The sequence below is a fragment of the Streptomyces sp. NPDC057654 genome (assembly GCF_042800135.1).
GTDB lineage: Bacteria > Actinomycetota > Actinomycetes > Streptomycetales > Streptomycetaceae > Streptomyces.
In genome coordinates this window covers 1-20,249 of the sequence record NZ_JBHVHQ010000051.1, presented here as the reverse complement: position 1 = coordinate 20,249, position 20,249 = coordinate 1, and the positions used below count along the sequence as shown (strand labels likewise).

18 protein-coding genes are annotated in these 20,249 nt (G+C 69.9%); 9 read left to right on the top strand and 9 right to left on the bottom strand.

Annotated features, from left to right (window positions below; genetic code table 11):
- Positions 1-2,414: endopeptidase La (gene lon / locus ACFU99_RS07110; protein WP_384387002.1), on the bottom strand; the 2,414-nt coding region annotated here is incomplete at its 3' end.
- 198 nt (positions 2,415-2,612) lie between these two features.
- Here lon and ACFU99_RS07105 point away from each other — a divergent pair.
- The 4 genes from ACFU99_RS07105 to ACFU99_RS07090 are packed head-to-tail and all read left to right on the top strand — an operon-like array spanning position 2,613 to position 7,550.
- The gene (locus ACFU99_RS07105) at positions 2,613-3,374 is read left to right on the top strand and encodes a TnsA-like heteromeric transposase endonuclease subunit (RefSeq protein WP_384387000.1); all 762 of its coding nucleotides are present in this window, start codon (positions 2,613-2,615) and stop codon (positions 3,372-3,374) included.
- Positions 3,371-5,398, top strand: coding sequence for a Mu transposase C-terminal domain-containing protein (locus ACFU99_RS07100; protein WP_384386997.1), 2,028 nt, complete (start codon positions 3,371-3,373; stop codon positions 5,396-5,398). The genes ACFU99_RS07105 and ACFU99_RS07100 overlap by 4 nt, the downstream gene beginning before the upstream one ends.
- Positions 5,395-6,483: a TniB family NTP-binding protein gene (locus ACFU99_RS07095; RefSeq protein WP_384386995.1), complete on the top strand. Its 1,089-nt coding sequence runs from the start codon at positions 5,395-5,397 to the stop codon at positions 6,481-6,483. Before ACFU99_RS07100 ends, ACFU99_RS07095 begins: the two co-directional genes overlap by 4 nt.
- Complete coding sequence (locus ACFU99_RS07090; protein ID WP_384386992.1) at positions 6,483-7,550, top strand: hypothetical protein; 1,068 nt, start codon at positions 6,483-6,485, stop codon at positions 7,548-7,550. Before ACFU99_RS07095 ends, ACFU99_RS07090 begins: the two co-directional genes overlap by 1 nt.
- Before the next feature lie 118 nt (positions 7,551-7,668).
- Here the strand turns inward: ACFU99_RS07090 and ACFU99_RS07085 are convergent, their stop codons facing one another.
- A complete protein-coding gene (locus ACFU99_RS07085; RefSeq protein WP_384386990.1) occupies positions 7,669-9,417 on the bottom strand; it encodes an AIPR family protein in 1,749 nt (582 codons plus the stop codon).
- Positions 9,418-9,890: 473 nt separating this feature from the next.
- On the bottom strand, positions 9,891-10,850 hold the full coding sequence (locus ACFU99_RS07080) for an AraC family transcriptional regulator (RefSeq protein WP_384386988.1): 960 nt from the start codon (positions 10,848-10,850) through the stop codon (positions 9,891-9,893).
- A gap of 84 nt (positions 10,851-10,934) precedes the next feature.
- Here ACFU99_RS07080 and ACFU99_RS07075 point away from each other — a divergent pair, with 84 nt between their 5' ends.
- Positions 10,935-11,948 carry an NAD(P)-dependent alcohol dehydrogenase gene (locus ACFU99_RS07075; protein ID WP_384386986.1) on the top strand — a complete coding sequence of 338 codons (1,014 nt, stop codon included), beginning with the start codon at positions 10,935-10,937 and terminating at the stop codon, positions 11,946-11,948.
- A 22-nt stretch (positions 11,949-11,970) separates the two neighbouring features.
- Here the strand turns inward: ACFU99_RS07075 and ACFU99_RS07070 are convergent, their stop codons facing one another.
- The 6 genes from ACFU99_RS07070 to ACFU99_RS07045 all read right to left on the bottom strand — a co-directional run bounded on the left by ACFU99_RS07070 (position 11,971) and on the right by ACFU99_RS07045 (position 16,636).
- The gene (locus ACFU99_RS07070; protein WP_384386983.1) at positions 11,971-12,834 is read right to left on the bottom strand and encodes a maleylpyruvate isomerase family mycothiol-dependent enzyme; all 864 of its coding nucleotides are present in this window, start codon (positions 12,832-12,834) and stop codon (positions 11,971-11,973) included.
- Positions 12,835-12,973: 139 nt separating this feature from the next.
- Positions 12,974-13,249, bottom strand: coding sequence for a hypothetical protein (locus ACFU99_RS07065; RefSeq protein WP_363227248.1), 276 nt, complete (start codon positions 13,247-13,249; stop codon positions 12,974-12,976).
- A 137-nt stretch (positions 13,250-13,386) separates the two neighbouring features.
- Complete coding sequence (gene arsB / locus ACFU99_RS07060; RefSeq protein ID WP_384386981.1) at positions 13,387-14,529, bottom strand: ACR3 family arsenite efflux transporter; 1,143 nt, start codon at positions 14,527-14,529, stop codon at positions 13,387-13,389.
- Complete coding sequence (locus ACFU99_RS07055; protein ID WP_384386978.1) at positions 14,526-14,840, bottom strand: ArsR/SmtB family transcription factor; 315 nt, start codon at positions 14,838-14,840, stop codon at positions 14,526-14,528. Before ACFU99_RS07055 ends, arsB begins: the two co-directional genes overlap by 4 nt.
- A gap of 78 nt (positions 14,841-14,918) precedes the next feature.
- A complete protein-coding gene (locus ACFU99_RS07050; RefSeq protein ID WP_384386976.1) occupies positions 14,919-15,797 on the bottom strand; it encodes a pentapeptide repeat-containing protein in 879 nt (292 codons plus the stop codon).
- A gap of 116 nt (positions 15,798-15,913) precedes the next feature.
- Positions 15,914-16,636 (bottom strand): rhomboid-like protein, encoded by a 723-nt coding sequence (locus ACFU99_RS07045; protein WP_384386973.1) that lies wholly within the window; start codon positions 16,634-16,636, stop codon positions 15,914-15,916.
- A gap of 261 nt (positions 16,637-16,897) precedes the next feature.
- Here ACFU99_RS07045 and ACFU99_RS07040 point away from each other — a divergent pair, with 261 nt between their 5' ends.
- From ACFU99_RS07040 to ACFU99_RS07025, 4 genes are all read left to right on the top strand, one after another.
- A complete protein-coding gene (locus tag ACFU99_RS07040) occupies positions 16,898-17,641 on the top strand; it encodes a spermidine synthase (protein ID WP_384386970.1) in 744 nt (247 codons plus the stop codon).
- A 111-nt stretch (positions 17,642-17,752) separates the two neighbouring features.
- A complete protein-coding gene (locus ACFU99_RS07035) occupies positions 17,753-18,490 on the top strand; it encodes a response regulator transcription factor (RefSeq protein ID WP_384386967.1) in 738 nt (245 codons plus the stop codon).
- A 91-nt stretch (positions 18,491-18,581) separates the two neighbouring features.
- Positions 18,582-19,685: a sensor histidine kinase gene (locus ACFU99_RS07030; RefSeq protein ID WP_384386964.1), complete on the top strand. Its 1,104-nt coding sequence runs from the start codon at positions 18,582-18,584 to the stop codon at positions 19,683-19,685.
- A gap of 249 nt (positions 19,686-19,934) precedes the next feature.
- Positions 19,935-20,249, top strand: a 315-nt coding sequence (locus tag ACFU99_RS07025; protein ID WP_384386961.1) for a hypothetical protein, incomplete at its 3' end; no start/stop codon positions are given.

Genomic DNA, 20,249 nt, shown 5'->3' with positions numbered 1-20,249 from the left:
GCGGCGGCCTCGTCGGCCTCGTCGGCCGCGGCGGGCTGGAGCGCGAGCTCCAGGACCTGGCGGACGTCCGAGACCGGGTGCACGTCGAGCCGGTCGAGGATCTCGGCGGGCACGTCGTCGAGATCCGGCTCGTTGCGCTTGGGGATGACCACCGTCGTGATGCCGGCCCGGTGCGCGGCGAGCAGCTTCTGCTTGACGCCGCCGATCGGCAGCACGCGGCCGGTCAGCGACACCTCGCCGGTCATGGCCACGTCCGGGCGGACCTGGCGGCCGGAGAGCAGCGAGGCCAGCGCGGTGGTCATGGTGACGCCCGCGCTCGGCCCGTCCTTCGGCACGGCCCCGGCCGGTACGTGCAGGTGGACGCCGCGCTCCTTCAAGTCGCCCACGGGCAGCTCCAGTTCCGCTCCGTGCGAGCGCAGGAAGGAGAGCGCGATCTGCGCGGACTCCTTCATGACGTCGCCGAGTTGCCCGGTCAGCGTCAGCCCCGCGGCGCCCGACTCGGCGTCGGCGAGCGACGCCTCCACGTACAGGACGTCGCCGCCCGCGCCGGTCACGGCGAGGCCGGTGACCACGCCGGGCACGGCGGTGCGCCGCTCGGCCGGGTCCTGGGCGGACTCGGGGGTGTGGTGCGGTCGCCCGATCAGGCCGCGCAGGTCGTCCGCGCCGACGGTGAACGGCAGCTCCCGCTCGCCGAGTTCGTGCTGGGCCGCGACCTTGCGCAGCAGCCGCGCGACGGACCGCTCCAGATTCCGTACGCCCGCCTCGCGGGTGTACTCGCCGGCGAGCTTGCGCAGCGCCTCGTCCTCCAGGACCACCTCGTCGTCGCCCAGGCCCGCGCGCTCCAACTGCCGCTTCAGCAGGTGGTCGCGGGCGATGGTGACCTTCTCGTCCTCGGTGTAGCCGTCGAGCCGGACCAGCTCCATGCGGTCGAGCAGGGCCTCGGGGATGGCTTCGAGGACGTTGGCGGTGGCGAGGAAGACCACGTCGGACAGGTCGAGTTCGACCTCCAGGTAGTGGTCGCGGAAGGTGTGGTTCTGCGCCGGGTCGAGAACTTCGAGGAGGGCGGCGGCCGGGTCGCCCCGGAAGTCGGAGCCGACCTTGTCGATCTCGTCGAGCAGGATGACGGGGTTCATGGACCCGGCTTCCTTGACGGCCCGTACGATCCGGCCGGGCAGCGCGCCCACGTACGTACGGCGGTGGCCGCGGATCTCGGCCTCGTCGCGGACGCCGCCGAGGGCGACCCGGACGAACTTGCGCCCCATGGCGTGCGCGACGCTCTCGCCGAGGCTGGTTTTTCCGACGCCCGGCGGGCCTACGAGCGCGAGCACCGCGCCGCCGCGCCGCCCGCCGACGAGCCCGAGGCCCCGGTCGGCGCGGCGCTTGCGGACCGCGAGGTACTCGGTGATCCGCTCCTTGACGTCCTCCAGACCGGCGTGGTCGGCGTCCAGGACGCCCTTGGCGCCCGCGATGTCATAAGCATCCTCGGTGCGCTCGTTCCACGGCAGCTCCAGGACGGTGTCCAGCCAGGTGCGGATCCAGGAGCCCTCCGGGCTCTGGTCGGAGGACCGCTCCAGTTTGTCGACCTCCTTGAGGGCGGCCTTGCGGACGTCGTCGGGCAGATCGGCGGCCTCGACGCGAGCCCGGTAGTCGTCGCCTTCGTCCTCAGGATCACCGTTGAGCTCGGACAGCTCCTTACGGACGGCTTCGAGCTGGCGGCGGAGCAGGAACTCGCGCTGCTGCTTGTCGACGCCCTCCTGGACATCCTTGGCGATGGACTCGGCGACGTCCTGCTCCGCGAGGTGATCGCTGAGCCAGGAGACGGCGAGCCGCAGCCGGGCCACCGGGTCGGCGGTCTCCAGCAGCTCCACGCGCTGCTGAATGGTCAGGAACGGGGAATATCCCGAGTTGTCCGCGAGCTGGGATACATCGTCGATCTGCTGCACCCGGTCCACGACCTGCCAGGCGCCGCGCTTGCGCAGCCAGCTGGTGGCGAGGGCCTTGTACTCCTTCATCAGCTCGGCGACGGCGCCGGGCACGGGCGCGTCGGGCGAGCTCTCCTCTATCTGGACACCCTCCACCCAGAGCGCCGCTCCGGGCCCGGTGGTCCCGGCCCCGATCCGCACGCGGTGCACACCGCGGATCAGCGCGCCGGGGTCCCCGTCGGAGAGCCGACCGACCTGCTCGACGGTGCCTAGCGTGCCGACGGCGGCATATGTCCCGTCGACCCGCGGCACGAGCAGCACCTTCGGCTTCCCACCGCTGGAGCCACCGGACCGCGCCGCGGCCTGTGCGGCCTCCACGGCGGCCCGTACGTCGTTGTCCGAGAGATCGAGCGGCACCACCATGCCGGGCAGCACGACCTCGTCGTCGAGCGGCAGCACAGGGAGGGTGAGCGGTGTGGACGTCGAAGCCATGATCTTCCCTTCGGCAGGCAAGTTGAGCTATACGGACTCAATGCATCTGAGGCTCCTGATGTTCCCCGGCGGGTGTTCGCTGTGAGCGATCACGTCAATTGTCCTTTGACGTGGATCTCTTCGTTTTGCAGCTTCATCCTTCGCCTGGCCTTTCGTCTTGCAGAGTGACCTATCGTCGCGGGCTCGGGTTAGAGAGGCGTGGCAGGTTCGTTAGCGGTACTGCCGGGCGGTGTCTCCGGGCCGCCGGCGAAGGGGTTCGAAGTCGCGTACGCCGACCAGGACGGGTCTGAGTTCCGTCGCCCGCTGGTGGATGCATGGGCATTCCGGTTCGAGGACGTCGCACCGGTACGCGCGTTCAAGTCGTACAAGGGTCAGCGGCACCTGCCGGGCCTTTGGTGGTCGTCCACTGTGGGCGGGCACATCGGTTACGAGTCCTGGCTGGAGCGCGACCACGTGATGCTCCTGGACTTCGACCCGTCGGTGGTGGGGATCTCGTCTCAGCCGTTCTGGCTGTTCTGGCGGTCGGATGCGGGCAAGAGCGTCTCACATGCGCCGGACTACTTCGCGCGCCGTGACGACGGCACGGCGGTGGTGGTCGACTGCCGCCCGGCGGATCGGCGCAAGCCACGGGATGTGGCGAAGTTCGAGGCGACGCAGACAGCCTGCGCTCAGGTGGGGTGGGAGTTCCGGCTGGTGGGGGCACCCGACGCAATCGTGGTGCGCAATGTGCGCTGGCTGGCGGGCTACCGCCACCCCCGGCACCGGCCGGAACCGGTGGCCTCCGAGCTGCTGGCGGCGTACTCCGAGCCACAGCCGCTGATGGGCGGGGCCTCCTCGGTGGGGGACCCGATCAGGGTGCTGCCGGTGCTGTTCCACCTGCTGTGGTCGCAAGAGCTGACAGCGGATGTGTCGGTGCCACTGCATGCCCTCTCGCTGGTGTCAGCGGGGGTGCGGCGGTGACGGCCGGGCCGGGCAAGCCGGTGTTGCGGCCTGGCGACTGGGTCGCCTACGACGACGAGGATCACCAGGTGGTGGCGCTTGCCGGCACGTCGGTGCGGCTGCACTCTGCGACGGGGGCGGAATCGGTGGTGCTGGCGTCGCATCTGATGGCGGCGCCGGACTTCGCCGTCATCGGCACGGAGCCGCTGCCCGCGGTGGAGCCGTCCGGGTTGCTGGCAACCTTGCCGGAGCCGGTGCTGGAGGCGGCGCGCGAGTGGGAACAGCACATGGTGGAGGTCGAAACCGGGCTGCTGCCCGGCACCGTGCCGGGCACGCCGCCGCGCCCCGGCTATGACCCGGCCGCCTTCTCGCTGATGGAGCGGATGGCCGCGAAGGCGCAAGAGCTGGGGGTGACCGTTCGGACCGTGCAGAGCCGACGGTCGCGCTACGTCCGGCAAGGGGTCTGGGGGCTGGTGGACCAGCGGGCGACGCAGACCTGGGAGGCGACAGGGCGGGCGGACGCTCGGCTGGTCGCGGCCGTCCAGGAGGCCCTGGAAGCGGAGACGCACACCTCGACAGGGACCCGGTCCCGACTGATCCGCCGGGCGGTCAAGCTTGTGGAGGCAACCCACGGCGAGGGGGTGGTGCCGCTGCCGAGTCAGCGGACCTTCTACAAGCTGATCGACGCGCTATCCACGGGGAGGCACACCTTCGGCTCGGCCGTCACGCGGCGGCAGACGGCGAACCGACCCGAAGGCCCGTTCACCCCGACGTTCGCCGACCGCCCCGGGGAGCAAGTGCAGATCGACTCCACCCCCCTGGATGTGATGGTGGTGCTCGATTCCGGGCTGACCGCCCGCGCGGATCTGACGATCGCGGTCGATGTCGCGACGCGGACGATCTGCGCCGCGGTACTACGGCCGATGGGAACCAAGGCGGTGGACGCCTCGCTGTTGCTGGCCCGGATGCTGGTGCCCGAGCCCATGCGGCCCGGCTGGCCCGCCTCGCTGCGGATGGCGGCGTCGCGCATGCCGCACCTGCGGTTGCTGGACGTGGACGCCCGGATGGAACAGGCCGCGGCGAAACCGGTGATCGTGCCGGACACCGTCGTCATCGACGGCGGCAAGGTGTTCATCTCCGACACCTTCGTACGGGCTTGCGACCGGCTCGGCATCTCGATGCAGAGAGCGCGTCCGCGCACGCCGACCGACAAGGCCATCGTGGAGGCGACGTTCTCCGCGATCAACACGCTGTTCGTCCAGCATCTTCCCGCCTACACCGGGCGGGAGGTTTCCCGCCGCGGCGACCGGATCGAGGACCGGGCTATCTGGACGGTCCCCGAACTCCAGGACCTGCTGGACGAGTGGCTGCTGGCCGGGTGGCAAGCCAGAGCGCATGATGCTCTGCGCGACCCGTTCCGCCCGAAGAAGGCGATGTCGCCGAACGACAAGTACACCTCGCTGGTCGCGGCCTGCGGCTACCTGCCGCTGGTCCTGCGCGGTGAGGACTACCTGGAACTGCTGCCGGATACCTGGCGGGCTATCAACGGCTACGGCATCCGGATCAACTACCGCACCTACGACAGCGCCGAGTTGGGGCCTCTGCGGCGCCAGCACTCTGGGCATGCAGCCAAGCGCGGTCTCTGGGAGATCCACTACGACCCCTACGACCTGTCTCAGGTATTCGTACGCACCCAGCGGGGCTGGGTCACCATCCCCTGGGTGCATCTTCCGCTGGTGAACGCGCCGTTCGCGGACTTCACCTGGCAGCACGCCCGCCGACTGGCCGCCGAAGCCGGGCTGGACGACACCAATGAAGCGGCGGTCGCCCGGGTCCTGGACGAGTTGTTGACCCGGGCCGAGCACGGCCCGGACACCCGTACTGCGAAAGTCGTCGGCCGCACACGTGTCTCAGCCGCCTCCCACCGGCCGCCCGCACCGCGTGCCGCCCCGGAACCAGCCCCGCCCGACTCCAGCACCGAACCGGCCGAGATGATCCCGTTCGGTGTCTTTGACGCCCACGCAGAAGCCGAGAGGTGGCTATGACCAGGCCCTCCCGCACCACGTTCGTCCCGCAGCAGGCAACGGAGCAGGAGCTGCCGCCGGACAGCCCGTTGACCACGAAGGAGGGATGGCGTCGCTTCGTCGAGCACAAACCGTCCCCGCCCCCGTTGCTGACCGCAGCACGGCAGGCCGCCCTGTCCGAGAAGGAGAAGCTGCACCACGACGACGCGCGCCGGAACTACCACGCCGACCTGCCGCTGGTGAACACCCCGACCATCCAGAAGGTCATCGCCACCTCACGGCTCCTGGTCCAGCTCAACCGGCAGCAGATCTCCGCCCGTCGGGGAGTCATCATCAGCGGCGCCTCCGGCACAGGGAAGACCACCGCCCTCTCCCAACTCGGGCGGGCCCACGAGATCGCGGTCCGCAAGCGCCACCCACGCGACCGCGCCCGGCTCCCGGTCGTCTATGTCACCGTCCCGCCGGCCGCCACACCGAAGATGCTCGCCATGGAGTTCGCCCGGTTCTTTGGCCTGGACTTCCCCACCCGCTTCAACATCACCGACGTCGTCAACGCGGTCTGCGCGACCGGCGCTCACGTCCATGTCGATCTGGTCCTGGTCGACGAGCTGCACAACCTGAACCTCGCCACCCGCACCGGCGCCGAAGCCTCCGACCAGCTGAAGTACTTCGCCGAGCGGCTGCCCGCCACCTTCGCATACGCGGGCATCGATGTTGAGGCACAGGGCCTGTTCGCTGGCACCCGCGGCCGCCAGATCGCCGGACGGTTCACCGTTATCCCCGCCGCCCCGTTCTCCTACGCCTCCGGGACGGGCCAGAAAGCCTGGCAATCCCTAGTTGGCACCCTGGAGTCCATGCTCCGCCTGCACCACCATCAGCCCGGAACGCTGACGGGTCTGAGCGAGTACCTCTACCACCGCTCCGGCGGCATGATCGGCAGCCTGTCGCAACTCGTCCGGGGCGCCGCGGTGCTCGCCATCGAAGACTGCAGTGAACGCATCACAGAAGACCTTCTGGAGACAGTTCCGGTGGACTACGCCGCCGAACGCTACCAAGCTCTCACAGCCCCGGAGAAACCCCGCTCCCGCCGGAGGCGCACCGCCTGATGCTCCTTCCCCGCCTACCCGACCCCGTACCGCCCGCACAGCACGAGATCGCTGCCTCCTACATCGGCCGCCTGGCCCGCCTCCACGGCCTCGACATCAACACCCTCTGGCGGTGCGTCACCGAACGCGAAACCTCCGGAGGCATGCGCCGCGTCGTCGTCCCCGAACGCCTCGCCGCCATCACCGGCCGGACAGTCCATTCCCTCGCCGGAGCCCTGCCCGAACTACGCACCCCACAGCCCGACTGGGCCATGTTCCGCCACCAGCCGCAACCCGGCTGCCACCACTGCAACGCCAAACACCCCGGCGGCGAGGTCACCAGGATCCTGCCGCACCACCGCTACGTCTGCGCCCGACATCGGCTATGGCTCTGCCCATCCGACGCCGACGGACACACCACGCCCCTCGACGCCCTCCCAGAAGTCGTCCAAGCACAACGTCGACACCTGCGCATCCTCCAACGCCACGGCTGGGCCATCACCTACGACGCGGTCCTCAGCGCCATACTCATCTGCGGCCAGCTCTGGTCACTCCCCGAGAACGAGAACGGCGAAGTGCGTCACGACTGGATCCGCCGGGCCAACATCCTCATCCCTCCCGGCACGGCCGAAACGACCTTCTCCGTCGCCCGCCTTTGCGCCGCGGTCTATCCCGAAGCCATCATCCTGGCCCCACTCTTCTCATCGCCCTACTGGAGACACCAAGCACAAGGGAATGCCTGGGACCGCCGTCTCTTCAACGCCGAGATCGCCCGACGGCTACGACACCCTCGCTACGGCCAACATGAAAACGACCCCATCAGCCACTGGGCCAATATGACGGCCAAGCGCCCGCCTCTTGCTCCGATCCGCGTCCATGACCAGAAGCATCACCTCCGGAAATCAGCCCAGCACGCCGGCACTCAGCGCGCACAGCAGCGCCGTGCCCGCGCCTTCAATCCATCCCACCGAGCTGGCGACGCACTAACCGCGCATCGCCACCTCGCCACTGTGTTCAGGCGTGCCTGGCACCCCTTTATGTCCCACACGCTTCTCCCGAATGGAGACAGCTACTACAAAACCTCCTAATAACCGCCCCAACGACGCGGCGAAGTTGAGACTCCTTGCCCCCAGGCACCTACACCAGTAGACCCATATCGGCGTTACCTAGGCGGGTGTTGGTCGGGTCAAGCAGCACCCAATTGTCCTACCGAGAAATCACCTGGTCCACAAAGAGCTCGTAGGTTGTTCGGTTGTGCTTGCGTGCTGCCACGACCTGGGAGCGGAAGTTGCGGAGCGCCGTGTCGACCGCCTGCCGGTTACGCAGACTCGATGTCACCAGAGGGTCCCGCAGTTGCCCTGGAGCGAATGCCAACAGCGACTCCACGATGGGCTCCCACGCTTTGGCCGCCTCGGACATAGATACGTTCTTCTTGAATCGCAGGGCGTAGGGGTCGCTGACAGCTTCCCCGACAAGCGTCTCCCTCGTGGCTCCGATGGCCTCCGCAGCAAGCATGATCGACCCCCTCAGGCCAAACCACTCGAATAGCTCGACCTCGTCCTCAGTCCGCGCCTCTGCCCCGATGCGCCCGAGTTTCGCCTTCTCCAGCTCGACGGCGCGCAGCAGGCTCGCGACGAATACGATGTGTTCGGCGGAGACACGTTCAGGGAAGACTCGGCTGTAGATACCGTCCTGCTCCCAAATCTTGCTCTTCTCGTGGTAGGCCACGCCAGACTCTCCATGGAAGGCAGCAAGGGCCTGCGCCGCGACCTCTGCGGAGAGATGGTTCTCCCCTGGGCGGCGGATGACATCCTCGGCGCCTCCGCGACGGCCGCCGCTGTAGCCGACTACCCCCAACTGCTGGAACTCGCGTACAAGCCGCCTCTGCACACCGTCATTGCTACGGAAGTCCGATGCCTGTGTGGGATTCTGCCGGTTATTGAAACGAACGATGCTCTTGACGGTCTCGGGATCACTGCAGCGGATGAAGCGGATAAGGACGTGACTCTCCTGACCAATATCTCCCGCCGGAACCGAGCCGATCGCCCCAGTGGTCTGCGCACCGTTAACGATACCCAGCCCCGTGATCTCAACTGTGCCGCCACTAAAGCTAAAGTCGTGTACCAGCGCAGTGATGCCATTGTTGTAGGCCCACAGGTTCGTCGGCTCTTTCAGAACCGTTTCCTGGATGCCGTTGTTGATGTTGCTCTGCGAGCGACGGCTTCCCAAGTAGTCACGGACGTTCGACGAGAACAGCCCCGCACCATGCTGTTTAAAGCGCTCATGTAGCCAGCTCACCGGTACGCTCGTACACAAGGCAGTCCACTGGTCGCCTCGTTCCTCGAACGCCCCCGGCACCTCAATCGTGAACGTATCCGAAACCAGAATAGGCGTCTGCGAATTTTCGTAATGCGCAGACAGCCGCTCGCGACCCAACTCTTCGCAAGAGACCTCGAATTTCTTACCCGGGTAGCCGTGACTCAACTGCGCGTATGCGGAGTCGCGAGCCGCTTCGAGCTCTCCTATGACCTGCTGTGACTCTGGAAGGTTATGCACGTACCAAATCGCGACATGCCCAATGACATCGTCCGCCAGTGCATCATGAAGTTCGCGCCAGGCAACCCTCAGGACATCTGGCACCCCGTCGGGCTCGCCCTTGTTGAACAACCAATTGACCGCCTGGTGAAGGGAAGCAGCCTTCCTCGCAGGCGCCTGCAACTTCGCAGTATTCTCGGACTCGTATCCTTGAGCGAGGATAACTCGGCCAGAACCGCGATCAATGTAGAGCAGATCGCATGACTTGTCGTTGGGATGGTCAGTCAGTGATGTGGCAGCAACCGTGTCGATATCCTCGATGTCGAGCATCAGTTGCAGCGCGAGCAGCAGTCGCTTGTTGGATCCGTACCGATCGAGATCAGCACGCTTCTGAAGGGCTATTTCGAGGCCATCTGTCACGATGTCAGGCTACATGTTCGCTCCCCCTGGCGATGCTTCTCGCTGCACGACAGAAGGGCCAGGCGCCCATGAGTGCACCGGAGTTGACTGGGCGAGGCAGCTAGTGAACTTGTCAGCAGAGGCCAGCGCCAGCTCGCATCAAGACTCGCGAGGAGAACCAGGCGTCCCAACCTCTCGAAAGCGCAAAGTTGATCAGCGCGATTGAGATGGCGCACACGCAGGCGAACTCCTCGCCTCACCGGTCATCACCTTGGGCAGGTGCGAGGTCCGGCTGGGCACGCCATAGTGCGTGCGGCTTCGTCTGCGGAGAGCACGACGCAGCCCGCCGCTGACCATCGAAAACGCAAGGTAGATCTGCACGACTCGCAGGTCTGCCGTGTAGTCCGACTCTTCATCTCGCTGCTCAGTGCCGTGGGCAGATGCAGCCTTCAACTGCACACGACATCAATCGACGTTGACGACCGGCCGAGCGGTCAAGCTTCTTCGCTACGAGATTCGCTACGGGAGGGGCGGCCCCTCAGCTGTCTCCAGGAGCCCGGGGACATGCCCTCGCGGCGGAGGAACGCGCGGCTCAGGGCGCTGCCGGTGTCGTAGCCGACGCGGACGGCGATCTCCTGGACGCTCATCGGGGTCTCGCGGAGCAGGGTCTTCACGCGGTACATGCGCCAGGCCGTGAGGTAGCCGAGCGGGGTGTCGCCCGCCTTCTCCTTGAAGAGGGCGGCGAAGGCCGAGCGGGACATGCCCGCCTTGCGGGCGAGGACGTCGACCGTCCAGGGGTGGGCCAGGTCCCCGTGCATCTCCCGCATGACCTGGGCGAGGCGCGGGTCCCGCAGGGCGGCGAGCCAGCCGACCGCGCCGCCGCCGAACTCCGCGCAGCAGGCCCGCAGTGCCTGAACGAACAGCACGTCGGACAGCCGGCTCATGACGAAGCCCGAGCCGATCCGGCCGGTCGCGCCCTCCCCCGCGATGAGGTCGAATGTGGCGCGCAGCAGATGGCCGGCCGTGTCGTCCAGGCGGAGCCGGAACAGCGGCGGCAGCAGGGTGAACAGCGGTTCGGCCGCCACGGCGTCGAAGGCGAACCGGCTGGAGACGATCTCGGTCGGCTCGCCGTCGCCCCCGGCCCGCGCCACACCGCCGGGAGCCTGTCCCTGTTCACGGGCGAAGACGTCCTCACAGTCGACGACCGGCCTGCCGCGCTCGTCCTGGAGCGTGAAGCCGACCCCTGCCCGTACCAGGAAGCAGTCATCTGCGGTCAGCCGCTGCGGGCCGTCGAAAACGTCCGCGGTCAGCCAGCACGAGCCGCCGGCGATCAGCACCAGCCGGGCGAGGTGCCGGGGCGGGAACGAGATGCCCCAGGGGGCGCGGGCCTCCACCCGTACGTACCGGGCGTCCTCGATCTTCATCGTGGTGAGGAGGTCGTCGATGGGATCCACTCCCCACCACCTCCTGGACGATCGGCACTGAATCCTGGACTGAATGATACTTTCCATCCAGCCGCCCGGCCCTAGCGTGAAGGCGTGAGAGCTACCAGCGAAGAGCAGTCCATGCGCGCGTTCCAGGTCAGCGGCACCGAGGCCCCGGTCCTTCCCGTACGGCGCCGGGTGCCCGTCCCGGCCGCCGGCCAGGTGCTCGTACGGGTGAAGGCCGCCGCGCTCAACGCGCGGGACCGGCTCATCGTCGGCGGCCGGTACTCGGCCCCGGTGCCGCCCGGCCGCGTCCCGCTCTCCGACGGCGCGGGCGTCGTCGAGGCGGCCGGGGACGGCGTCACGCGGTTCCGGGCCGGGGACCGCGTCATGAGCACCTTCCATCCCGCCTGGATCTACGGGCCCTTCCCCGGCTGGGGCGAGCTGTACGGCGTGCAGCGCGACGGATGGCTCACCGAGTACATCGCCGTCGACGAGCGCAGCGTGGTCGGCGTGCCGGACCACCTCTCCTACGAGGAGGCGGCCACCCTCCCGTGCGCCGCCCTCACGGCGTGGTCGGCCGTCGACGGGATCGGTCCGGGCGACACCGTGCTCGTCCAGGGCTCGGGCGGCGTGTCCGTCTTCGCGTTGCAGTTCGCCCGCCTCGCCGGGGCGCGCGTGCTGGCCACGACGTCCAGCGCGGAGAAGGCCCGGCGCCTGAAGGACCTCGGCGCGTCCGAGGTCGTCGACTACGCCCGTACGCCCGAGTGGGGCGCGCGGGTACGGGCGCTCGCCGACGGCCGCGGCGTCGATCTCGTCGTGGAGATCGGCGGGGCGGGGACGGTCGCCCAGTCCATCGACGCCCTCGCCGACGGCGGCCGGATCTCCCTCGTCGGCAATCTCGCGTCGGGCGGCGGCATGGACCTGACGCGGTTCTTCCAGCTCGGCGCGACGCTGCGGACCGTCGCCGTCGGCAGCCGGAGCGACTTCGAGCGGATGAACCGGGTCGTCGCGCGGCACCGGTTGCGGCCGGTCATCGACCGCGTCTTCCCGTTCGCCGCCGCCCCGGAGGCGTTCGCCTACTTCGAGAAGGGGGCGGGCATGGGGAAGGTCGTCATCGGCCTCTGACGCCCTCCCCCACGACCGGCCGTCAGTGGATGACGGACACGATCCGGCAGGCCGCCGCGGCCAGTTCGCGGTCGCCGTCGATACGGGCACGGGCCAGCGCTTCGGCGGGCTGAAGCCCTCGGGTGCACAGCCGCCAGGCCGTCTCCGGGTCCAAGTGGAGGGTGGCTGCGAGGCGTTGAGGCCCGTCCGAGGGCGCCAGGGACCACGTGCCCCGGTCCGTAGCCGTCGCGGTCCAGTCGCCGCCCGCCGGTCCGTCGACGCTCACCCGGACCCGCGTCCCGGCCGGCGCCCCGACGTCGCGCAGCGTATGCGGCAGCGCCCGCATGAAGGTGTCCAGGACCACGGACAGGAACCGCGGCCCGGCGTCGGTGTCCTGGCCGACGGCGTGGCGTATCTGCTGGCGGTGCGTCCAGAACTCGGTGAAGTCGCGGGCGCTGTCCAGCCACATCGGCGCGGGATCGGCGCCCGCCCAGGACACCCCCAGCGACGGCGCTTGCGGGTCGGCGGCCTCGAAGAACCGGGCGGTCTGCCCGCCGATCAGGTCCAGGGTGTCGGTGAGCGCCGCCGGGCTCACCCGCGACAGCGCGTCCACCCATTCCTGGTTGATGCGGTGGATGAACGCCTCCAGCGTCTCGCCCGCCGCGAAGGCGGGGCCGTCCGCGTGGCCGTCGCGGTCGCGGGAGAGGCGTCCGTAGCAGTCGCCCAGGAGGTGCGCGGCGAGATCGCGTACGGTCCAGCCGGGCACCGCCTCCTTGCGCCAGTCGGCGGGCGCGAGCGCGCGCAGCGTGGCGATCAGCGCGGCGTGCTCCGGCGCGAAGAGGGCGCGGGCGTCGATCGGAGGGCCCAGCCAGGAGTGGCCGGGGGCGTCGGCAGGTCGGGAGTCCATGGCCGTAGCCTGCCTCAACTCCGAGGCAGAGGCGGAGGGAAGGCAGAGGGGAGGCGGAGGCGGGCCGTCCAGGCGGCAGACGGCCCGCGCCGCGTGACACCGTTCCTTTGAGCCTCCGGGCAGGCAGGCGCGCCCCGCCTCAGGAGGCCCCGGCCGCCGGTCCGCGGGACGGCGTCGAGCAGGCCGGGCACCAGTAACCCTCGCCGCCCTGAATGAAGATCCAGCCCAGCTCGGCGATGTGCGGAACCGCCTGCTTGGCCTCATGGAGCAGGAAGTTGGTGAGATCCAGCTCCTCGTCCGGTGGTGGTTCGGCGATCACCAGGTCGAAGGTGACCCGCTCCGTACAGCCCCCGCGGTCGCAGGCGAGATAGAAACGCACCGGGCCCGGGGCGCGGCCTTCGGTCGTCAGACTCATAGGGCATCGTTACGGAGCCCGGCCGCATCCGGCAACCCGTCGGCGCCGGATACCACCGGCATACGGCCGCCGTCGCGCGGCGGAAGGCCCGGCGAACGGCCCGGACCGCCCTTCAAGCCTTCCGCCGGGCGCGTGCCTCACCCCGCCGCGGCCCCGAACTTCCGCCGCCAGGCCAGCGATACGTAGACCAGTGCGATCAGCACCGGCACCTCGATGAGCGGGCCGACGACCCCGGAGAGGGCCTGTCCGGAGGTGACGCCGAAGGTCGCGATGGCGACCGCGATGGCGAGTTCGAAGTTGTTGCCCGCCGCGGTGAACGCGAGGGTCGCCGTGCGGTCGTACGGGAGGCCGAGCCCCTTGCCGAGGGCGAACGTGCCGAACCACATGATGGCGAAGTAGGCGAGCAGCGGCAGCGCGATGCGGGCGACGTCGAGCGGCTGCGAGGTGATCGTCCGCCCCTGGAGGGCGAAGAGGACGACGATGGTGAACAGCAGCCCGTACAGCGCCCAGGGGCCGATCCGCGGCAGCACCTTCGCCTCGTACCGCTCCCGGCCGAGCTTCCGCTCCCCGAGGCGGCGGGTCAGGAAACCGGCGACCAGCGGGATGCCGAGGAAGACCACGACGTTCAGGGCGATCTTCCCCATGGAGATGTCGAGGCGGTGGCCGTCGCCGAGGCCGAGCCAGCCGGGCAGCAGGTCGAGGTAGAGCCAGCCGAGCAGGCCGAAGGCGACGACCTGGAAGACGGAGTTCAGGGCGACGAGCACGGCGGCGGCCTCGCGGTCGCCGCAGGCCAGGTCGTTCCAGATGATGACCATCGCGATGCACCGGGCGAGGCCGACGATGATCAGGCCGGTGCGGTACTCGGGCAGGTCCGGCAGGAAGATCCAGGCGAGCGCGAACATCACGGCGGGCCCGAGCAGCCAGTTGACGACGAGCGAGGAGACCATCAGCTTCTTGTCGCCGGTGACCGCGTCGAGCCGGTCGTAGCGGACCTTCGCGAGGACCGGGTACATCATGACCAGCAGGCCGACGGCGATCGGCAGCGAGACGCCGCCGATCTCGACCGCCGCGAGGGCGTCGTTCAGACCGGGGACCAGCCGCCCCAGGCCCAGCCCGAGGCCCATGGCCAGCAGGATCCAGACCGCGAGGAAGCGGTCGAGCGTGGAGAGCCGCGCGGCGACGGGGGACGATGCGGGCGGCGCGTCCGTACGGGCGTCCTTACGGGCTTCCGTACCGGCCTGGGGAGTCGTGGCGGGGTCGGCGGGGTCGGCGCGGGTCACAGGCACGGCCTCCTGCGGTCGGCGGCGGCGGTCTCGCGCGCGACGGCGGCCAGCTCCGCGAACGAGCCGGCCAGCGCCTCGATGACCTGCGGCCGCAGCCGGTAGTACGTGAAGTTGCCGCACGGCTCGGTGTCCACGACACCGGCCTCGCGCAGCACCTTGAGGTGGTTGGAGAGGTTGGTCTGCCGTGCGCCGGTCTCCTCCACCAGATGCGTGGTGCACAGCGTCTCGCGGGCGAGCAGCGTCACGATCCGGAGCCTGAGCGGGGAGGAGAGGACCTGGAGCAGATCAGTTTCGGCTGATGTCAGCATGGACTGATATTGACATGCCGACCGCTCCCTCCGCATCCCCGCCCGCATCCCCGCACGTCACCCGGTACGGGGCAGCGGTCAGCCCCAGTGCCCCGGCCGCGTCAGCGCCTCGGGGAGTCTGGTGGCGGCGTCGCCCTTGGCCGCGTTGAGCTGGGCCTGGGTGAGGAAGATGCTGCCGGTGAGGTCCGCGCCGGAGAGGTTCGCGTCGCGGAGGTCGGCGCCGATCAGGTCGGCCGAGCGCAGGTCCGCGCCGCCCAGGTCGGCGGCGATGAGGTACGCGCCGCGCAGGTTCGCGCCCCGCAGGTTAGCGCCGCGAAGCTTGGCGCCGATGAGGTCGGCGCCCCGGTGGTTCTTCTTCTTGCGCCCGGCGACACCGGCCCGTACCAGCTCGCTCGTCCGCAGCAGCAGTTCGTTGACCTCGCCCCGGTGCGCCGCCACGTCCAGCGCCGCCAGCTCCTCGGCGCCGCCCTCGGTGAGCCGCTCGGTCCGGCGCAGGGCGTCGCGCAGCTCGCCGTGGAGGGAGCGGGCCTGCGGGAGGGACAGCGCCTCGGCGAGGTACCACAGGAGTTCATGGAGCTGCCGCATGACGGGGAACACGTCGAACATCGGGCGCGCGGTCTCCGGCGCCTGCCGCCAGTCCCGGCCGCCGAAGGTGACCTGGGAGACCTTCTGGCCCGCGCCGAAGCAGTCGAAGACGGTGCAGCCGGAGAAACCGCGCGGCCTCAGGTCGGCGTGGATGCCGCAGCGGAAGTCCGTCTGAAGGTTGCGGCAGGGCTTCCCGGCGGGCTTGTCGATCGCGAAGTCCGCCGAGGCCGCGAAGGGCAGCGCGACGCAGCACAGCCCGAAGCAGCTGGCGCAGTCGGAGCGCAGGCCGAGCGCGTCGGCGTCGTCGGCGCCGGACGTGTCGGCTGCGCCGGTCGTGCCGGTGGACGGTTGGGCGCGGTCGTCGTGGGACAACGTGCGTGGGCTCCTGGTGTGAGGCGGGCGCCGCCCGGCGGGGCGGACCCTCATTCTCTCAGCCCACGCCGACGCCCCTCCAAAGCCGACGCCCCTCCAAAAAAGCCCGCCGCTCCTCAGCGCCGCGTCATGGCCCGCGCCACCGCCCGTTCCCGCATCCGCCGCCGTACGAGCGGCCAGCAGGCGACCCCGACCAGGCCGGCCAGCGGATGGCCCCAGGCGGAGAGCGGGTCGAGGTACTCCAGCAGATCGCGGGCGCACAGCAGCCCTGCACACCCCAGCAGCGTCCACCGCACCGAAGGCGGCAGCAGTCCGGCGAGCGCGCCCGTACAGGCCATCAGGCCGAAGCTGATCCCGTAGTCCAGGCGGTGCAGGGAGGCGGTGGGCAGCTCGCCCATGGCGACGCCCCAGGCGACCGGGAGCTCCGTGGCGAGGGTCGCGACGACGTGGCCGAGGAGGAAGACGCCGACGGTACGCAGGCCGCCGACGCGCCGTTCGAGTGCCGTGAGGATGAAGAGGAAGGCGAGTCCGTACGCCGACTGGAGTCCGCCCGCGACCCATAACGCGCTCGCGACGAGGGCGAGCAGCGGCCGGTCCGAGAGGTGCGCGACGTCGGTGCTGGAGTCGCGGAGCAGCCGGCCCACGGTCTCCTGGTCGCCGTAGTCGGCGTACGCGGCGGTGGCGATCAGGATCAGGACGTAGCCGAAGGTGAACGGGGTGCCGAGCGGGGTCGGCAGGATCCGCCAGGGCCGCAGCGCGAGGGCCCGTCTCGGCCATGCCGGCGCGGGCGGGCGCGCGGCCTCCGGCTGGGTGACAACCGGCGCATCGGCAGCGTCCACCAAGGTCACGGTGGTCGGACCCCTTCCCTCCGGGCAGCCGTGTCCGTCGGCCGCTCTCACAACGTGATCGGCCTCAGAACATGGTCGGTCTCAGAAGATTAAGGTGCGGGGTCGACCCGACCATCAAGCCCTGTCAGTGACTCCTGTCACAATGAGCAACCGAATGCGGGTGCGAGGCGTCCCGTCTCCACACCTTTGCTGCTCCTTTCCCCTTTCTTCACCGCCTTTCTTCACCGCCGAGCCGTCCGGAGGTCCCGCGCCATGTCGCCGCAGTACGACACCACCGACGCCCCCGTCACCCTGGAGCGCCGCGAAGGTCCGTACGGGGAGGTGGTGCTCCGGCGGCGCCCGGCGGGCAGCGCGGCATCCAAAGGCGCCGGTGCGACCGGCGACGCCGTCTACGAGATCATCGCCAACGGCTGCTTCCTGATGGACACCTCCGACGGCCGCTCCGAGCGCCTGCTGATCGACGCGGCCCTAGCCGCCCTGCCGCCCGAGCGGCAGGCCCCCGCCCTCCTCATCGGCGGCCTCGGCGTCGGCTTCTCCCTCGCGCGGGCCGCCGCCGAGCCGCGCTGGGGCAGGATCGCGGTCGTCGAGCGCGAGCAGGCCGTCATCGACTGGCACCTGGCCGGGCCGCTCGCCGCGGTCTCCGCCGAGGCGCTCGCCGACCCCCGGACCGAGATCCTGCACACGGACCTCGTGGCGTACGTGCGTGACACGTCGCACACCCGCGACCACACCTACGACGCGCTCTGCCTGGACATCGACAACGGCCCCGAATGGACCGTCACGGAGGAGAACGGCGGGCTCTACTCCCCCGCCGGGCTCGCCGCCTGCCGGGCCCGGCTGAACCCCGGCGGCGTGCTCGCCGTCTGGTCCGCGCAGCCCTCCCCGGCCTTCGACGAGGCGCTCCGGAATGCCGGGTTCACGGGTGTACGGACGGAAGAGATCGCAGTTGCCCGAGGCGTACCGGACGTGGTCCACCTGGCGGTTCGGGGCGCGTAGCCGTCCCTTGCCACCTGCCCGTACTCTGCTTTGCGTAGAGGCGACCAGGCACGCACGAGCCAGGCGTGACCAAGCACGACCGGGCACGGAAAGACGCTAAGGGCGGGGCGCATGGAGCAGACACACATCAGCCCGGGCGGCGCCGCGGCCACTCCGGGCGCACAGCGCAGGGTGCTGGTCGTCGAGGACGACCAGACGATAGTCGACGCCATCGCGGCACGGCTGCGCGCCGAGGGATTCCAGGTACAGACGGCGGGCGACGGGCCGGCGGCCGTGGAGACGGCCGAGGCGTGGCAGCCCGACGCCCTCGTGCTGGACATCATGCTGCCCGGCTTCGACGGGCTGGAGGTCTGCCGCCGCGTCCAGGCGCAGCGGCCGGTGCCGGTCCTGATGCTGACCGCGCGCGACGACGAGACCGACATGCTGGTGGGGCTCGGGGTCGGCGCGGACGACTACATGACCAAGCCGTTCTCGATGCGGGAGCTGGCGGCGCGGGTGCATGTGCTGCTGCGCCGGGTGGAGCGGGCGGCGATGGCCGCGCACACGCCGCGCAGCGGCATCCTGCGCCTGGGCGAGCTGGAGATCGACCACGCGCAGCGCCGGGTGCGGGTGCGGGGCAGCGACGTGCATCTGACGCCCACCGAGTTCGACCTGCTGGTCTGCCTCGCCAACACGCCGCGCGCGGTGCTCTCCCGGGAGCAGTTGCTGGCGGAGGTGTGGGACTGGGCCGACGCGTCCGGGACCCGGACCGTGGACAGCCACATCAAGGCGCTGCGCCGCAAGATCGGGGCCGAGCGCATCCGCACGGTCCACGGCGTGGGCTACGCGCTGGAGACCCCGGCCGCATGACGGGCCGCAGCCGCATACGGGGTGGTGGCGAGGCAGACCGTGGCCCGTACGCGCGAAGGCCCGGCTGCGTCGCGTCCGGGGGTGGTGACCCGTGACCGGTACGGAACGGAACAAGCGCGCCGGGGCCTGGGGCCGGGTGTGGGAAGCGCTGCGCCCCCTGGACCCGTACCGCTCGGTGAAGGCCGCGCTCGGCGCGCTCGTCATCGGGTCGGTGATCATCACCACCCTGCTGGTCTTCGTCGCGATCCACTCCGCGACCGAGCTGCGCATCATCACCGTCTTCTCGATCATCGCCTCGCTGCTGATCACCCAGTTCGTGGCGCAGGGGCTGACCGCGCCGCTGGACGAGATGACCGAGATCACCGGGGCCATGGCGCACGGCGACTACACCCGGCGGGTGCGGGCCGACCGGCGCGACGAGTTCGGCGACCTGGCCACCGCCTTCAACCACATGGCGGCCGATCTGGAGGCGGTGGACACCCACCGCAAGGAGCTGGTCGCCAACGTCTCGCACGAGCTGCGCACCCCGATCGCGGGGCTGCGGGCGGTGCTGGAGAACGTCGTGGACGGCGTCTCGGAGGCGGACCCGGAGACGATGCGGATCGCGCTGCGCCAGACGCAGCGCCTGGGCCGGCTGGTGGAGCAGCTGCTGGATCTGTCCCGGCTGGACAACGGGGTCCTGCCGCTGCACTCGCGGCGCTTCGAGGTCTGGCCGTATCTGGCGGGCGTGCTGAAGGAGGCCAGCATGGCCAACGGCAGCGGTTCCGCGCCGCACACCCGCAAGGACGTCCATCTCCACCTGGACGTATCCCCGCCGGAGCTGACCGCGTACGCGGACGTGGAGCGGCTGCACCAGGTGGTGGCCAATCTGGTCGACAACGCGGTGAAGCACAGTCCGCAGCGCGGCCGGGTCACGGTCCGCGCCCGGCGCGGCGACGGCGAGGAGACGCTGGCGCTGGAGGTCATCGACGAGGGGCCCGGCATTCCCGAGTCCGAGCGGCACCGGGTCTTCGAGCGCTTCAACCGGGGCGGCTCGGGTCAGCAGGGTCCGGGGACCGACGGCGGGACGGGTCTGGGGCTGGCCATCGCGCGCTGGGCGGTCGATCTGCACGGTGGCCGGATCGGTGTGGCCGAATCCCCCCGTGGGTGCCGCATACAAGTCACTCTTCCGGGAACGCCTCGACAGACGAGTTGACGTAGGGTCGACGTTGGAAGCACACATTCGAGGGTTGTGGGCGCTATCGCCCGAGCCCTCGGAGAGTCTTGGGGACCTCAAGGACAGCGAAACTCGGTGTGTTTCCCGCCAAGTCATGCCACGAAACCAAACCAACAATGTGACTTGCGCGACGACTGGCCCGTGTGGCCTGCAAGCAAGGTCCCAAGAGGCGTAGCCTTTATTCCCGCTGTCCACCACCTTAGGAAGCGGAAGAGGGCGGTTGCCGCCGTGTCGCCACAGTCCCCCAACACCTCGAGCATCTCGACCGAAGAGAACGGGCCGGGCAAGAGTCCAGCCGATGTCTTCGGCCCCAATGAGTGGCTCGTCGACGAGATCTACCAGCAGTACCTCCAGGACCCGAACTCGGTCGACCGAGCCTGGTGGGACTTCTTCGCCGACTACAAGCCGGGCGCCCCGGCGGCCCAGCCGCCGACGGGCGTCACGGGAGCCGACACTCCGGCCCCCACCACCGCCCCGCCGGCCGCCGCGCAGGCCCAGCCGGCGAAGGCCGCTCCGCAGCCCGCCCAGGCCGCTCCCGCGGCC

Coding starts and splice junctions, on each gene's coding strand:
- ACFU99_RS07095 (WP_384386995.1), top strand. CDS start 5,395: ATGACCAGGCCCTCCCGCACCACGTTCGTCCCGCAGCAGGCAACGGAG.
- ACFU99_RS07055 (WP_384386978.1), bottom strand. CDS start 14,840: ATGCTGACATCAGCCGAAACTGATCTGCTCCAGGTCCTCTCCTCCCCG.
- ACFU99_RS07090 (WP_384386992.1), top strand. CDS start 6,483: ATGCTCCTTCCCCGCCTACCCGACCCCGTACCGCCCGCACAGCACGAG.
- ACFU99_RS07035 (WP_384386967.1), top strand. CDS start 17,753: ATGGAGCAGACACACATCAGCCCGGGCGGCGCCGCGGCCACTCCGGGC.
- ACFU99_RS07070 (WP_384386983.1), bottom strand. CDS start 12,834: ATGGACTCCCGACCTGCCGACGCCCCCGGCCACTCCTGGCTGGGCCCT.
- ACFU99_RS07040 (WP_384386970.1), top strand. CDS start 16,898: ATGTCGCCGCAGTACGACACCACCGACGCCCCCGTCACCCTGGAGCGC.
- ACFU99_RS07065 (WP_363227248.1), bottom strand. CDS start 13,249: ATGAGTCTGACGACCGAAGGCCGCGCCCCGGGCCCGGTGCGTTTCTAT.